Below are 15669 nucleotides of genomic sequence, written 5' to 3' on the forward strand. Positions count from 1 at the left end.
ACACCGATTTCGGTTGAGACTAACACTTAGCCTTTGCGTGAAAGGGATCTGACCCCTTTGAGGATTTCAGGCAAAAGAAAAGGAGACATGAAGGTCTCCTTTTTAGTACTTAATAGATAGTAATGCTGACATCTACCGAATTAACCAAAGCTTGTCCCGAAGGCAAAACCGCAGTCAAAACGGAGATGACGATGGCTTTGTACAGTAATCTGTTCATGCCATGCCCTCCTCTTAATTAAAAAATTTCATAAGAGATTGGCTTGAAGAATCATATTCAGAGCATTACAGTACAATCGTCAAATCGAGTAAGTGCTCTGATTAATTTATCAGCCTTTCTCAAAAGAGAAGCTCCTATCACTCCTAGTGATAGGAGCTTTTTTATTAGCCAAATCAATTGACTAAGCCGAACAATAGAACTCATGCCAGTGAAAATCAAGGCTTGAAAAAATCAATATTTTACGCCTAATCGATCCCTGAAGTGATCACTTACGTGAGCATGCCCAAAAGTTCTTGAATGCCTAATTGCAACACAAAAATAAGAAAAATTGTTTACTGATTATTCTTGATGGGTCAGTGATCACTTGTCATCTAGTACCACGGTACTAAGGGGTCAGATCCCTTATACACCGAGATTGGCTGAGACTAACACCAGTCCTTACGTGAAAGGGATCTGACCCCTGATAGCTGGATCGGAAGAGGTATGGATAGACCAGCCAGCTGTATAAAAATAAAGTGTAAAATACCAAAGAGTACCCGTTACTCCTGTAATCCCTAGCCTGAAAAACATAAATACAATGACAGCTCGATCCAAATCCAATATTTAATGTCTCTTATACAGCGAATCTGTTTAGCCCAAGGGGTCAGATCCCTTATACGAAATCGGCCCTATTCACTTTGGTTTCTATTCATGGAGGAAAAGATGCCAAGAAGACCTCGTACATTGTTGCCCAATGTACCCGTCCATATCGTTCAACGTGGCGCTTCACGCGAAGCTGTTTTCTTTGAGGATGAAGATTATAAAGCCTATGCTAGCTGGATGAAGGAAGCCGCTCGGGCTTATGACATTGCCATCCATGCGTTTGTTTTGATGACTAATCACATTCATATCCTACTTACTGCTCAGAACACTGAGAATGTAGGAAAGTTTATGCAGCATATCGGACGCCGCTACGTTCCATTTATAAACCATAAATATGGACGTAGCGGTTCTCTCTGGGAAGGCCGTTATAAAAGCAATCTAGTTCAATCAGAGCGCTACTTTCTGGCGGTGATGCGTTATATCGAATTGAATCCCGTAAGAGCCAATATGGTTGAGCAAGCCGCCCAGTATCGCTGGTCTAGCTTTCGACATAACGGCGGTTTCAAGCCTCTGTCGTTTATTACACCCCATCCTGTTTTTAATGCTCTTGGCTCAGATATTGCCACCCGAAGCCTTAGCTATCTTTCCATGTTTGAACAGCACCAAAACTCGCAAGAGATCAATACCATTCGTAATGCATGGCAGACAGGTAGGCCCTTGGCTTAGGGGTCAGATCCCTTATACACCGAATTTGGCTGAGGCTAATACTTAGCCTTTACGTGCAAGGGATCTGACCCCTTCCACTAATTGGCTTTTTCAACAATCCTTTCTAGCAGCGGCATCCAGTCGCTTTCGACCTTCAGCTCGAAGCATTCCTGTAAAGCATCAGCTAACTGCTCAGGGTTTAGTTCTCGTTGCTCTACTGTTCCGTTGCGTGGGCGAACCGTTAGGCGGTTGTTCAACAGTGCGTAACGCGTGTCCGGTGTGGCTCGTGCCATCATTAGGTTGTGGCGGAATTTGGAGTTGGGGCTGGTCGAAGTAAACCAGTTGGCGACTTCCATCTCGATCGGTTCCTGAGGTTGGCTAGCAATATCGTATAGGTCTTCCCATTGTTCTTGCACGTTCACCTGTAACATCCAGCCGTGATCGTGTGTCAAAATGCGAAACGCTTCGTGTTGCCCCTGCTGCGCTTCATCGGTTGCCAGACGCAATGGATCGGTCAGAACGAGACCACCAAAGCCCACATCCGCGAGCCACCATTCGCCTTCAACGCGAACTCTTAGAAGGTCTTAACAGGCCACCCACCTTAAAAAATGACTTACAACTCAGTTATAGCAACCAAGCCAGTTTCATCTAAAACTGGCTTTTTTCTGCTACTTAACCATCAATATCATAGAATTTGTAGGAATTTAGCATTTCTTAGACATGCCGAATTCTTGCCAAATGAGGCAATACAGAATGAAAAGAGAGTGGGAGCTTACTAGGTGAGTAACTGTTTCGTTTTGCCTATTTTCGGTCGGCGTTTGTAGCCAGCATTCTGGTAGTAGTTAGATAAGATCAGCTCTGTGCCAACTGCTGCATGGGTATGTTTCTCAAATTCAATCGCGATGGTAAGCCAGTTTTCTGAAGGGATGTTGAGTCGTTGCAGAATGGGCGCCAAAGACAAGTCGATACTGCCGCGTTTACCTTGCCGTACAGTTCGGCCTGTTAGATCGACCAGCTCAAGATAATCTTCAAGTTTGAAAGGAAGTCCTTTTGGTTGGTTTTCTCTTGGATTACCAACAAAGGGGTAAAGCGTTTTGGGTTGCTGATTGCGTTTGGCAGCATTGATGCGTTTTTTGATACTGGTATAGGCTGAGGTTTCTGGTGTGTGGTCTATCTTGGCTCTTACTGGATTGAGGTCAACATAAGCCATGCATGCAATCAGCGCCGCTTCGTCGAGCAGAGCTTAGGACTTAAAGCGCCCTTCCCAGAATCTGCCAGTGCATTTGTCTTCCAGATTTGCTTGGCGTGCAATGTTTTCATTTAGCTCTTTCATGAACCAGCTTATATCCATTAAGCGCTGCCGATAGGTTTCAACCGTTTCGTCTAACAAAGGCTGTAGATACTCAGGGACATTGCCGTTCATCATATATTGCTGAGTGATCATGGTACCCTTATGAAGCTGATGCCAACGGCTTAATACCTCCTCTGTCGACCAGCTCTTGGCAGCGTCCGCATCAACACATAGCACGACATGGGTATGGTTACTCATAACGGCATAAGCACATACTTTGATGGCAAATAGCCTGCTTAAGTGAAGTAGACGCATCTCAACCCAACTACGGCGATGCTCGTAACATTGACCAGTCCCACTGTCTTCACCACATAAAAATGCTCGGCGGACACAGCGGGAAACACAATGATAATAAGGCGTATCTGATAAGCTGATCTGTTGGCTTCTTGCCTTAGGCATACGTTGCTCCTCAATCCGTAAGTGACAACGCAAAAACTATAGACAGATACTGATTATTTGTACAGTTATCAAACAGGTGAGTTTCGCTTCGTAACTATTTTCTGAGAGAAATAGCCGTTTGTAAGAAAAATCTTAGCCTTGTAAAAGTTTTCTGAAGCTCATAGAAAAATAAAACTATTATTTTGAGCAATATATTTCTCAAAAATTACCTTAAGCTAGAGAAATGAGAAATATGTTGCTCAGTTAGATGCCGTCGTAAACTTATTCGTTTTACGAATTAGCTTTTTCAACAATCCTTTCCAGCAGCGGCGTCCAGTCGCTTTCGACCTTAAGTGCAAAGCACTCCTCTAAAGCAACAGCTAACTGCTCAGGGTTTAGTTCTCGTTGCTCTGGTGTACCGTTGCGTGGGCGAACCGTTAGGCGGTTGTTCAACAGTGCGTAACGAGTGTCCGGTGTTGCCCTTGCCATCATTAGGTTGTGGCGGAATTTGGAGTTGGGGCTGGCCGAGGTAAACCAGTTGGCGACTTCCATCTCGATCGGTTCCTGAGGTTGGCTGGCAATATCGTATAGGTCTTCCCATTGTTCCTGTACGTTCACCTGCAACATCCAGCCGTGATCGTGTGTCAAAATGCGAAACGCTTCGTGTTGCCCCTGCTGCGCTTCACTGGTTGCCAGACGCAATGGATCGGTCAGAACGAGACCACCAAAGCCCACATCCGCGAGCCACCATTCACCTTCGATGCGAACTCTTAGCACCTGATGGGTTCTTGGGCCAAATGGCATATCAGCAGGCTGTCGCCAAACGTTGCGCGCCATTAACGATTCGACTTCAAATCCTAGCTGTTTCAACACCTGCATAAATAGAGCATTGTGCTCAAAACAGTAACCACCGCGACCGTTGCCGATAAGTTTTTGTTGGATGTTGTTTAGATCCAAACTGATGCCACGCTCAAGCAAAACATCAATATTCTCAAACGGGATATGCGCCGGATGCAGCGCGTGAATGGCTTTTAAGGTTGAAAGCTCAGGTGTCACTGACCCTTGGTAATGGATACGGGCGAAGTAGTCTTGCAGGTGGATCATGTTCTATACAACCTTAGTAAGTCCTGTGGGTAACCGAAATGCGGGGGTTCTTATCCATTGCTCTACTTTCATCTGACCCCAATTTGATACTTATCCAGCAGCGCTTGCTCTGTCTCGCCCTTTATCGCGCGGCGGCCTTGGTTCCAGATGTCGATCAAGGCTTGTCTTTGCTCAGCGGGTATCTGTTTTGAGAATATAGGCATTTCAACCAGTGGTTTTTCTAACCCCGGATGAACGATTTTCAGTGAGTCGTGCAGGTCTAATTGGTTCAAGATGTACTGCAGCACCAGTTCGTTATCGGCATATAAGTCGACACGATCGCTTTTAATCATATGAAAAATGCGATCAATCACGTCATCATCGCCGGAGATAACTTCAACGAAGTTGGCATTTTTCGGATCATCAATAAAGTTCTGATAGCCAGCACTCATGGAGCTGTAGTCCCAACCGGGACCGGTTGCAACACGTCGATTCTGTAGCGATGGAATGCCATCATAGCGCCAAGCATCGTCTTTTCTCACCACAAACGCGCTGTCGTAGGCAAAGGTCGGTTCATCTGCGTACACAAAACCGGTTTCCGCCTGCTTTGAATATAGGAATTCTGGCAGCATGTCGCACTGACCTTCTGCCACCATATCCAGTCCCCTGGCGAGTGGTACTTCGTAGTATTCAAGACTATAGCCTTTTGCCGAATAGATGTGTTCCACCATGTCGATCACGACACCACGCTCTGGGGCATCGGACGTTGGAAAGATAGTCATCGGTGGCCATTGGTCGTAGCACACTTTAAGTGTCTGTGCCTGACTGATAGCCGATGCACCCAACCCCACTGCACATAAAAGGAAAGGGACTATTCTGCGTCTATTATTTTTCAACACGGTCTCTCCCGTTGTCTTTTGCTCCGTAGAGCTTCAGATCCGCACGTTTAAACAATTCATCAATATTTTGATCTTCAGATTGGGATGACCCCACCCCTAAACTGACGGTGTAAGTCACTGTTTTACCATCAATTTCCAATACGGATTCACGAATCACTTGGCGAATTTTTTCAGCCAACTTAAAAGCATCATCTGGGCTGGTATCGGGTAGAAATATGGCAAATTCTTCACCACCGACGCGACCAAACAGATCGGATTTTCTTAACAAGTCTTGCAGCGTTTGCGTAAAGTGGCGCAGTACTTTGTCACCAATGAAATGCCCATAGGTATCATTAATGAGTTTAAAGAAATCCAAATCTACCAAGATAAATGACGCGGTCGACTTTTCACGTTGAGCAAGATCGAGCCTCTGCTGTGCGGCCTCAAAGAAACTGCCGCGATTTAAGGCTCCTGTCAAAGAGTCTCTGGTAGCAAGATATTGCAGTTTGTCGTTGAGGGTTTGCAGGTCTTCAGTGCGTTTTGCGACCGCTTCTTCTAACCAATCTCGCTTAGCTTGTTCATCTTCTAAGAGCCGCTGACGATCGCTCGCCATCGCACCCAGCATAGTATTCATATGCTCCTGAAGTTGACTCAGTTCGTTGTTTTCTACGTTGGATAGGCTAATACGCTGACCGACATTTTGACTGATTTGCACCTCATCCACTTGCATCATCAACTCTTTTAGAGGTGCCGCTAAAAAGCGATCAAAGGCCCAGATAAACAGCCAAAATAGCACCGTTAACTTGACGATGGCGGTGGCGGCGATCAAGAGGAAGCCGAACCAAACACGCTCTAACACCACATCGGAAGAGGAATAAAGAATCAAGGAACCCAGCGGAATATGCTTGTCATTTAAGCTCCAACTTAACTCAGAGGCCGATTCAAAAATGGACATGGGGGCCGCAGTAGGCTCATAGAATCGCTTCGACAGAATGCTTTGGCCATCCTGATCGCGGATATCCACCCCTTCGATAATAGGCATTTGCATAAGCCCAGAGACCAGCGCTTGCAATTGATCCTGATTGTACTGCCACAAGCTGGTTGAAATCGGGCTCTGTACGGTAGCTTCCAGCTGCTGTAACTCACTGATAATCGCATCCTGCGTTTTCAAGTATTCACTCAAAAACTGAACGCCTGTGATAACAAAAGTAACGACCAAATAGATCGAGAAAATCACACGCATCATTTTTTGGGAGAGATTGTTTGGGCGACGCAGAAAGCTGACAAACATTAACAACGACCCTTTCCAATACACGTTAGCGTTAAGTTTACCTCAACTACCGAAGTCAGATGAAAATTTCATCAGCACTATTTTCCTCTGCTCACATTTTAATCTTGCTACACCTGTACATTTCGCTGTAATCTCCCGCGCAAAGATAAAGGATTTCACCCTGCTTCAATTATCAATGAAGCAACCACCCGTCCTTAAGACATTAAAGGAGATTATATGTCAGACGTTCAACCTAACTCTTTTCCGCCTGCAGGCCTAACCGCACTGGATGAGAGCGCTAAAAACCAAGCCTTAATTGCTTATGTGCTGATGCTAGTTGGCTTATTCACGGGTATTTTCTGGATTATTGGTGCGATATGGGCCATGGTCAAAATCGGAGATGCGCGTGGTTCCATGTTTGAAGATCACTACAAGAACATCATTCAAACCTTCTGGTGGGGCTTGGGTCTCTCGATCGTCGGCTTCGTGCTAGCGTTTGTGGTAGTGGGCTACTTTATCCTGCTAGGTACTTTCATCTGGTCGATTTTCAAGATTGTGAAAGGCTTGGCTCGTATTACTTCTAATAAGTCTTACAGCCGCTAAGTAAACTAGGTTTTATTGTGGTCAGATGCGACTATGTTCATCTGACCCCAATTTAAATCAAGCCCGCAAACTCATCCATTTTCTTCGCCAGATCAAAATCTTTCACCGACAACCCCGCCACATCATGGGTCACTAGCTGCACATCTACTCGGTTGTAGACATTCGACCACTCTGGGTGATGATCCTTTCGCTCGGCGTAGAGCGCACACATGGTCATAAAGCCAAACGCTTGTTGGAAGTTTTTAAACTTAAACGTTTTCGTGAGTTTGCCGTCTTCAATCACCCAGTCTTGGGAAGCCGCCATGTTAAGTTCAACCAGCGCCGTTTGAATCGCTTCTGCCGTTAATTTTTGATTGGCCATGATGGCTCCCTATCCGTTCAATATCGTCAATTCGTTAGAATAAACTTACTTCATGTTTGCGTCACTCGCCTACTCGAGCCTTTTTCGCGCCATGCGCTAGCCATACTTAACTCGCCCTTAATAGAAGTCAGTGCATGCTTTCATAAATTAGACTAATCTAAACCAATTCGTATGAGGTTAGACGGCGGGATGATGATGGATAAAGGACTGGATGTAGACCTTCGACAGATGATTATCGTGATTGAAACCGCGGTATCTCTGGTCGGCATGGACGACACCAACCATGGCAAACGAGTGGGTTTTATTGCCAGTCAGTTAGGCTATGAATTGGGCTTTAGTGAAACAGATATTCGCTTTGCCTTCGAGTTTGGCTTGCTGCATGACTGCGGTGTGTCGACCGAGTCAATGCACAATAATTTGGTCAATCAGTTCAATTGGGATGGCGCCAATATCCACTGCGAGATTGGCTATCGCTTGCTCAAGGACTTTGCTCCGTTAGCCAAGTTTGCCAACCCGATCCGCCACCATCATACCTCTTGGGCAGAGCTGAATGAGCTGGATATTTCGGCGTACGATGCACGTATGACCAATCTCATTTTCCTCGCCGATCGTATCGATGTGCAAGCCGCCGCCCACTACGGCAAAGACATTTTGCTGGTCAAAGATCAAATCGTTGACAATACTTGCGCTCGTTCGGGCAGTTATTTTAATCCCGCCTTTATCGAAGCCTTTAAGGAAGTGCAACGCTCGGAAGCCTTTTGGATTGCACTGGAAGATCGTCATATCACCCGCTACACATGGGAGATGGGGCATGTTCCCAGTAGCCAGCGCCTGACCTTACCGCAAATCAAACACCTGTCTTTGATCCTCTCTTACGTGGTCGATCAAAAGAGCCCTTTCACCGCGCAACACTCAGTGCGTGTGGCCGATGTGGCGCGCTTTCTGGCGCAGTCTTATGGCTTGTCTGAGGCGCAATGTGACAAGGTGGAAATCGCAGGTTTACTACATGACCTAGGTAAGCTGCATACGCCGGATAAGATTCTCGATAAGCCGGGCCCGCTCGATCCTTCAGAGCGTGCGATCATGAATCAGCACAGCTATGAAACCTATGAGATTCTGCGCCATATTCCAGGTTTAGAAGAGATTGCCCGTTGGGCCGCCTTTCACCATGAAGGTATCAATGGCAAAGGCTACCCATTCCATCCCACCGCTCGCGAGCTTACTGTCGAAGCGCGCATTATTGCTGTGGCGGATATTTTCCAAGCCTTGGTGCAAAATCGCCCCTATCGTGAAGGGGTCGATCTGAGCACCGTATTATCCATGTTGAGCGATATGGCGGAGAGCGGAAAACTGGACCGAGACATTGTGGGTCTGGCAACGCAGTTGGCCGAGCCATGCTACGAGATCGCTAACGGCTCCGACCCAAACGGCAATCAGAAATTTATGCGTTTGTTTGAGTAGCGGGTCCTCTAGCCCGCAGCCAACAACGATAATGAGTCCAACCACACCGCTGGACTTGGACTAAGCCAGTAGCCCACGCCACAGGCGATCACAAAGAGAATCGAAGCCAATGGCTCGCCCCAATCGGTGAGTTTCATGGCTGTTCCGAATGAGCGTTTGACACGCATCCCCGACAGTTCGATGCTGTAAATCTCGTCCAAAATCAAATGGATAGTCGCGCCAAGAAAGATAAAGCCACCGATGCCCCACGCGGTTTGCGCATCGAGGGCAAACACATGGTAAGCAAGGGGCACCGCTACCGCGGTAAACAGAATATTCGCCAAGAGACTGTGCAATGTGCCGCGATGCACGGTGAGCTTTTCAAACAGCCATTGCACCGGAAAACGAATCACAAAGTAGCTGGTAATGGCGAGCGCCAGCAGATGCCAGTAAATCATTTTATCCAGCCAAACCACTAAACTCAGTCCCGCAAATAAGGCGGCAAACAGCCGAAAAACGATGCGAATGGCAATGGATTCATCGGCATCTATATCGGGCAACATCCCCCCTAGCGTGCCAGCAAGAATATACAAGATGGTGTCGTTGATATCTGCCAAACCAAAGATAAAAGCGCTGACGGCCAAGGGTGCGCTGATCACGGCCGCCACGGTCACGTGGGTTTTAAAATCTGCCATAAGGCAAGGTCCTGTAGTGAAGAGAAAAATTCGATTTAAACGTTGAAGCAGCATGATTAACTAATGCTGGAAAGTGAGTGGGCGCATACTACAGCAAACCTAGATGAGGTAAAGCGGGAAACGAGATCCCTTTAAGATCATTTACGCAATTAATGTTATCCTTACGCGATCTCACCCATCCGACTCTGGAACCGACTTTGACCAATAATGATATTTTGCGCCGCGTGCGCTACACCTTCGATTTTAAAGACAGCGCCATGGTGGAGATTTTCGCCCTAGCACAGCTAACGGTAACGCCTGAACAAGTGACAGCTTGGTTAAAGAAAGACGATGCGGAAGGCTATATGCCATTAGAAGACGTCGAACTGGCGTCCTTCTTAAATGGCTTAATCATCCTAAAACGTGGCGCCCGCGACGGTGAGCAACCAGTGCCTGAGGCACGTTTGAACAACAATATCATTTTGCAGAAGTTGCGCATTGCCATGGCCTTTAAAGCGGAAGATATGCTCGAAGTGATGCGCTTGGCGGAATTTAATATCAGTCCACACGAGCTGAGTGCCTTTTTCCGCAAGCCGGATAACCGCCAATACCGCAAGTGTAAAGATCAGATCCTGCGTTACTTTCTACTTGGCCTGCAATTGCATATGCGTTCGGCGAAGAACAAAAGCGCTTAATCTTAACGTTTCTATTGGTCTATAAGTTTACGAGCTTTGTAGACTTATAGGCATGACTCACGATTTTTAAAATAAGATTTTCTGCATCAAATTCATCAAAAGTTGGAACTTTTCATTAAGGTTTCCCTCTAAGCGGCCGCTCAAGCCGATCCTTAGCAAAAAACCAATTCTGTAGTATTAGGCAATAACTTTGGACGATTGCACTACATAAAAAACAGTCGGCCTGCAAAACTTCCCTCATTCAGTGGCACTGATTGCCACATTATCTTTAGTGCAAATTGTCATGTCGCCGCGAGGCACATCAAGGGAGGTCCACATGAACCAAGACAAGCCAACTAATCTTTCAACTGAACAGGCCCTAGAAAACTCTGGCCGTCGTGATCTATTAAAAATGACCGGTGCTGGCATCGCTGCCGTGAGCGTTGCCGCGATGGCATCTGGCCAAGCCTTTGCTCACACGACTGAGCTAACGCTGGAAAGCAACTGGGATAAAACCTTCCCGAAAAGCGACAAGGTCAACCATAAGAAAGTGACTTTCCAAAACCGTTACGGCATTCCACTAGTAGGCGATTTATACGTGCCGAAGAATGCTAGCGGCAAGCTTGCTGCCATCGTAGTGAGTGGTCCATTTGGTGCGGTGAAAGAGCAATCGTCTGGTCTGTACGCACAAACCATGGCTGAACGCGGTTTTGTGACCTTGGCATTTGACCCTTCATTCACTGGTGAAAGTGGCGGTGCACCACGTAACGTGGCGTCTCCAGACATCAACACGGAAGACTTTAGTGCGGCAGTAGACTGCATCGGTATGCAAGAGCACGTGGATCGTGAGCGCATCGGTGTAATCGGTATTTGTGGTTTTGGTGGCATGGCATTGAGTGCCGTGGCAGTCGATAAGCGCGTCAAAGCGGTCGTTGCCAGCACCATGTACGATATGACTCGCGTGATGTCAAAAGGCTACAACGACAGCGTAACCAAAGAACAGCGTACACAAACCCTAACGCAACTAAGCCAACAACGTTGGGCTGACGTAGAAAGCGGCAAACCAGCATACGGTCCAGTATCCCTTGAGCTACAAGGCGGCGAACCACAGTTCGTGGTCGAATACGCCGACTACTACAAGAAGAAAGAACGTGGTTTCCACCCACGTGCGATCAACTCTAATGCCGCCTGGACTCTAACGACACCGTTATCGTTTATGAATCTGCCAATTCTGACCTACATCGCAGAGATTGCACCGCGTCCAGTATTGCTGATTCACGGTGAAGTGGCACACTCTCGCTACTTCAGTGAAACAGCTTACGAAGCGGCAGCCGAGCCAAAAGAGCTAATGATCATCCCTGGCGCGACTCACACAGACCTATACGATCAGGTGGATGTGATCCCATTCGATAAGATGACTAACTTCTTTGAATCACACCTAGCCTAAACGGTTTTCAAAGCCTAAAACACAAAGCCCCTACCGAAAGATAGGGGCTTTTTTTTACACCATCGAAATAGGAATTCTCTTCTCTAACGTCATACGGGGTATTTCATAGCGAATCTGTTTATCTCCCACTGTTGCCAAGAGCTCAACCGAGAACGCATGCTGCTCTTCTTCTGATATAGGCAACTGAGCGACAAATCCGCACTCCTTGGAGAACTTATTGTCAAAATGCTCAGAGACATCCACCCTCTCCTCCTTGATCGAAATAGCCTTATAAAAACGCCCATCATTAATGCGAATTTCCAGACCTGAAAGCCCAGCTTTTTTATCAAACAGCCAACCTTCACAAATCAATTGATTACCATTGGTGATAAAAAGTTTATCAATCCAGCCTCGCAAAGATTTTTTATTCAAACTTCTGCGCTTAATTTTATCACTCAGGTCGTACTTAATTTTTTGCAACGCTGCCGCATTGATGACGCGGGCTTTACTAGACTGCAATGGAAACTCATGCAGATTATGGGCAAAAAAGCGCTTCGAGCCATTATCCGTATTGGTCAGCACAAAATGCAGTTCATCAATATCATAAAGATCAGCAAGCTGTTGGGCTTTCAACAACTCTTCGTCCGTATCGTTATGATTAAAAACGATGTATTTCCAAATGATTTTCGTGTGCTCAGATTTATGTTGCTTGGAGTCTTCCATAAACTTAAACACATTCTCAATCACCCCGTGGCGTCGGTAGCGCTCATAAGGCTCTTGTGTCACACCATCACAGGAAATAGTGATTAAGTCGATAGGAATATTCCCTAATGTCGACTGGAAGTCTTGCTGCGCCACAGTAGTCACTTCTTGAAACATCTCGGGATAGTATTGTTTCCCTAACAGTACTAGCTGGCCAAACTCTGGGTGGTTTAAAGGTTCGCCCCAACCAAGATAAGAAAGATAACTCACATCAATTTGATTTTTCTGGCAGCTGCTGAGCAATTGATTAAAACGCTTTAGAGACAGGTGCCAGTCTCCCTCTCGGATTCTCGCTTCACGTTTACGCTTACAGTAGGCGCAAGCCAAGTCACAATCTAATGTTGGCTCAATTCTGATTTTGATTGACTTGGAAAGTGTGTCTTCTGGCGTGCTGCCAATATTGAATAAATCGCAACCTCGGCAGGTATCTCCCCAAGGCGGTGTACCGTTAAAGAAAGAAGTACGAATGTGCTGGTATATGGGGCCTTCAAGTACCTGCCTCACATTCCAATTATCAAATTCACCCACCTGACCAAGATGGACCGTGTAGCCATTACTGTCGTCGCAATGTATGTGGCCATCGGACTTCAGGCTGATTTCTCTAAGTATTCTGCAATCCACTTGCCACCTCGATATTAATTACTTTTATAGAAGTATGATGTGGCAAGGGTTATATGATAGATGGACGAAGCAGAGCAATTTTCTAATATGGCATTAATGTGAATATCCATTTTTACGCATATGAGCGGACGCTACCGCGCATAAATTCAAAGCCGCTGTTTAACCTTAAAACTGATCACAAACTCGACTCCTTCACCCTCCACACTGTGACATTCAATAGAACCACCTAGGGCGTTGGTGATGATGTTGTAAGTCACATTTAAGCCAAGGCCGGTGCCTCCGCTGCTGCGGTTGGTGGTGAAGAAGGGATCGAAGATCTTCGGCAAGTTGGCCGCGCTGATGCCTTTACCATTGTCTTTATAGTGGAGCGTAAAAGCCATGGCGCTGATTTCGCGAATCTCGATATCGATGCAGCCAGACGGCCGCTCGCTAAAACCATGGTTGATGGAGTTAACAATCAGATTGGTCAGTACCTGAGAAATTAACCCTGGATTAGCGATGACCTTGATATCTACGGGGCAGTCTAGAGCAACACTGACATTGGCCTTACGTGTCACCGAACCCAGACTGAAAAGCACCTCTTTGACGTAGTCATTTAGATTAATCTCACGCTCTTCTTCGCTGGTCTGATCCACGGCAATTTGTTTGAAGCCGCGCACCAGATGCGCGGTTCTATCGAGGTTTTTGCGCACAATTTCAGACAACTCATCCGTGCTATTTAAGAAGTCTTCAAAATCACCCTCGGTAATCTCGCCACTTTTATAGCGCTTACGAATGACTTTACTCTCGTCCATCAGCTGGGTAATGCCCATTACCCCAACGCCAATGGGGGTATTAATTTCATGGGCAACGCCTGCCACTAAAGAGCCTAAACTGGCCATTTTTTCCGATTCAACCAACTTATCTTGAGCTTGTTGCAAATGTTCAACAGTACGCTCAAGAGCCTCGTTGGATTGATTAAGCTCTTCGTTTTGCTGAACGATCTGTAGCTCTAATGCTTTCTTCTCATGGATGTCGCGAGTAATGGAGTAGACGACTTCTCGGCCATTTAGCGACAACAAACCTATGATTACTTCGGTCCAGAATTCGGTGCCATCGACTTTTTTATGCAACCACTCGCAGCGAGCACTGCCTTTTCCGAACACCTCGTCACGACAGTAAAGGTACAGCGATTTAGAGCTTGTTCCATCCGGCTGATATTGTGGTGACAACAGCAATGGGTTTAAGCCAATGACTTGGTCTTTGCTGGTAAAGCCCATCAGCCTCATAAAGGCTTTGTTGCAGTCGATGTATTTCTCACCATCAAAGAAGGTCAGGCCATCTTGGGACTCATTAAACAAGGTCTCAAAGGTGAGCTTTTGTTCGGCGATTTTAAGCTCTAGAGCTTTTTTCTCGGTGATATCACGGGTAGTGGAAAAGAACACCTGCTCGCCATTCAGAACAATCGTGGTGACAATAATTTCGGTCCAGACTGGCGTGCCATCGACCTTTCGATGCAGCCATTCAAAACGCGCTTTACCGTTTTGGATAATCTCTCGATTGAGCTCGACGGAGTTGATCACCGAGGTGCGTCCATCGGCTTGAAATTCCGGCGAAATATCCAATGGCCCTAGGCCAACAATATGTTCTTTGGAGTCAAACCCCATCATATTGGCAAAGGCATTATTACAATCTAAATATTTATGACCATCGTAAATGGTTAGACCATCTTTAGATTCGGTGAATAAAGTCTCAAAAGTCTGCTTTTGCTGTGCCAGTTTGAACTCAAGATCTTTCTTTTCGGAAATATCGCGAATCACCGCATAGATGGCATCGACACCGTTGAGAGTTACCTTGCTTAAGATCACTTCGGTCCAGAACTCGGTGCCGTCGATTTTCTTATGCACCCATTCAAAACGCTGCTTTAGGTCTTGCTGCAATACCGCTTGGATAACGGCTTGCGCGGCTTCTTTCGAAGTACGACCATCCGGTTGATATTCAGGGGAAAGCGAAGCGGGATGAATGCCAATAACCTCTTCTTTTGAAGCAAAACCAAACATCCTGACAAAGGCTTTGTTGCAGTCGATGTATTGCTTGCCATCGAAGACGCTGAGACTGTCCAATGACTCGTCAAACAGGGTTTCAAAGATTTCTTTTTGCTCGGCTAACTCTAGCTGCAGTTGTTTTGTCTCAGAGATATCGCGCCAATTGGCATGAATGACCACTTCATCATTGAGGATCATTTTGGTGATGATGACTTCACACCAGAACAGTTCATCATTGAATTTCTTATGCACCCATTCAAAGCGCATACTGCCTTCGTTATAGCATTGTTTAATAAGCCTCATGCCCTTTTCAACGGAGGACTGTCCGTCAGGCTGGAATTCGGGGGAGAAATCAAACGGGGTTAGGCCAAGGAAGTCGGCTTTCGAGCGACCGCCGACCAGTTCAACCATGGATTGGTTACAATCTACAAAATAGCCATCTTTGAAAATAGCTAAACCATCTTTCGAATCCCTGAAAACCGTTTCAAATCCATTGTGCTGTGTCGTCACATCACTCATTAAGATTTAAGCCCATCGCTTGATTAGAAGAGGTTTACCACTGAAGCTAGCAAATCCCCCTAAAAAGTCCACTGCATTATGTAACCGCTCGAAGTGAGACA

Annotated in this window: 12 protein-coding genes and 2 pseudogenes; 5 read left to right on the forward strand and 9 right to left on the reverse strand. The window is 46.3% G+C overall.

What is annotated here, in order from left to right; all coding sequences use genetic code 11:
- The first annotated feature begins 919 nt into the window (after positions 1–919).
- Entirely contained in the window at positions 920–1525 is a 606-nt protein-coding gene (locus tag ACOSVP_RS13310) for a transposase (protein ID WP_487347977.1), read from the forward strand.
- A gap of 77 nt (positions 1526–1602) precedes the next feature.
- On the opposite strand, the pseudogene ACOSVP_RS13315 reads toward ACOSVP_RS13310, so the two are convergent.
- The 5 genes and pseudogenes from ACOSVP_RS13315 to ACOSVP_RS13335 all read right to left on the reverse strand — a co-directional run.
- Positions 1603–2073 (reverse strand): annotated as a pseudogene (locus ACOSVP_RS13315) (arylamine N-acetyltransferase family protein); the annotation flags it as partial.
- Between the two features lie 206 nt (positions 2074–2279).
- Positions 2280–3254 (reverse strand): annotated as a pseudogene (locus ACOSVP_RS13320) (transposase).
- A gap of 270 nt (positions 3255–3524) precedes the next feature.
- Complete coding sequence (locus tag ACOSVP_RS13325; protein ID WP_487347978.1) at positions 3525–4337, reverse strand: arylamine N-acetyltransferase family protein; 813 nt, start codon at positions 4335–4337, stop codon at positions 3525–3527.
- A gap of 68 nt (positions 4338–4405) precedes the next feature.
- The gene (locus ACOSVP_RS13330; protein ID WP_487348085.1) at positions 4406–5167 is read right to left on the reverse strand and encodes a substrate-binding periplasmic protein; all 762 of its coding nucleotides are present in this window, start codon (positions 5165–5167) and stop codon (positions 4406–4408) included.
- Between the two features lie 34 nt (positions 5168–5201).
- Complete coding sequence (locus ACOSVP_RS13335) at positions 5202–6485, reverse strand: sensor domain-containing diguanylate cyclase (protein WP_487347979.1); 1284 nt, start codon at positions 6483–6485, stop codon at positions 5202–5204.
- A 216-nt stretch (positions 6486–6701) separates the two neighbouring features.
- Between ACOSVP_RS13335 and ACOSVP_RS13340 the strand changes: the two genes are divergently transcribed.
- Complete coding sequence (locus ACOSVP_RS13340) at positions 6702–7067, forward strand: DUF4870 family protein (protein ID WP_487347980.1); 366 nt, start codon at positions 6702–6704, stop codon at positions 7065–7067.
- Positions 7068–7119: 52 nt separating this feature from the next.
- Here the strand turns inward: ACOSVP_RS13340 and ACOSVP_RS13345 are convergent, their stop codons facing one another.
- Complete coding sequence (locus tag ACOSVP_RS13345; RefSeq protein WP_487347981.1) at positions 7120–7428, reverse strand: 4a-hydroxytetrahydrobiopterin dehydratase; 309 nt, start codon at positions 7426–7428, stop codon at positions 7120–7122.
- A gap of 189 nt (positions 7429–7617) precedes the next feature.
- On the opposite strand from ACOSVP_RS13345, the gene ACOSVP_RS13350 reads away from it, so the two are divergent.
- Positions 7618–8889, forward strand: coding sequence for an HD-GYP domain-containing protein (locus ACOSVP_RS13350; protein WP_487347982.1), 1272 nt, complete (start codon positions 7618–7620; stop codon positions 8887–8889).
- 8 nt (positions 8890–8897) lie between these two features.
- Here ACOSVP_RS13350 and ACOSVP_RS13355 read toward each other — a convergent pair whose 3' ends face one another.
- Positions 8898–9563: a metal-dependent hydrolase gene (locus tag ACOSVP_RS13355; RefSeq protein ID WP_487347983.1), complete on the reverse strand. Its 666-nt coding sequence runs from the start codon at positions 9561–9563 to the stop codon at positions 8898–8900.
- Between the two features lie 197 nt (positions 9564–9760).
- Between ACOSVP_RS13355 and ACOSVP_RS13360 the strand changes: the two genes are divergently transcribed.
- Both ACOSVP_RS13360 and ACOSVP_RS13365 read left to right on the forward strand, forming a co-directional pair.
- Positions 9761–10237, forward strand: a complete 477-nt coding sequence (locus ACOSVP_RS13360) for a YehS family protein (protein ID WP_487347984.1) — start codon at positions 9761–9763, stop codon at positions 10235–10237.
- 316 nt (positions 10238–10553) lie between these two features.
- Entirely contained in the window at positions 10554–11663 is a 1110-nt protein-coding gene (locus ACOSVP_RS13365; protein ID WP_487347985.1) for an alpha/beta hydrolase, read from the forward strand.
- A gap of 54 nt (positions 11664–11717) precedes the next feature.
- Here the strand turns inward: ACOSVP_RS13365 and ACOSVP_RS13370 are convergent, their stop codons facing one another.
- Both ACOSVP_RS13370 and ACOSVP_RS13375 read right to left on the reverse strand, forming a co-directional pair.
- A complete protein-coding gene (locus ACOSVP_RS13370) occupies positions 11718–13025 on the reverse strand; it encodes a radical SAM protein (protein ID WP_487347986.1) in 1308 nt (435 codons plus the stop codon).
- Between the two features lie 146 nt (positions 13026–13171).
- On the reverse strand, positions 13172–15568 hold the full coding sequence (locus ACOSVP_RS13375; RefSeq protein WP_487347987.1) for a PAS domain-containing protein: 2397 nt from the start codon (positions 15566–15568) through the stop codon (positions 13172–13174).
- Between the last annotated feature and the right edge of the window lie 101 nt (positions 15569–15669).

Source organism: Marinomonas sp. HM11-D, assembly GCF_057626615.1.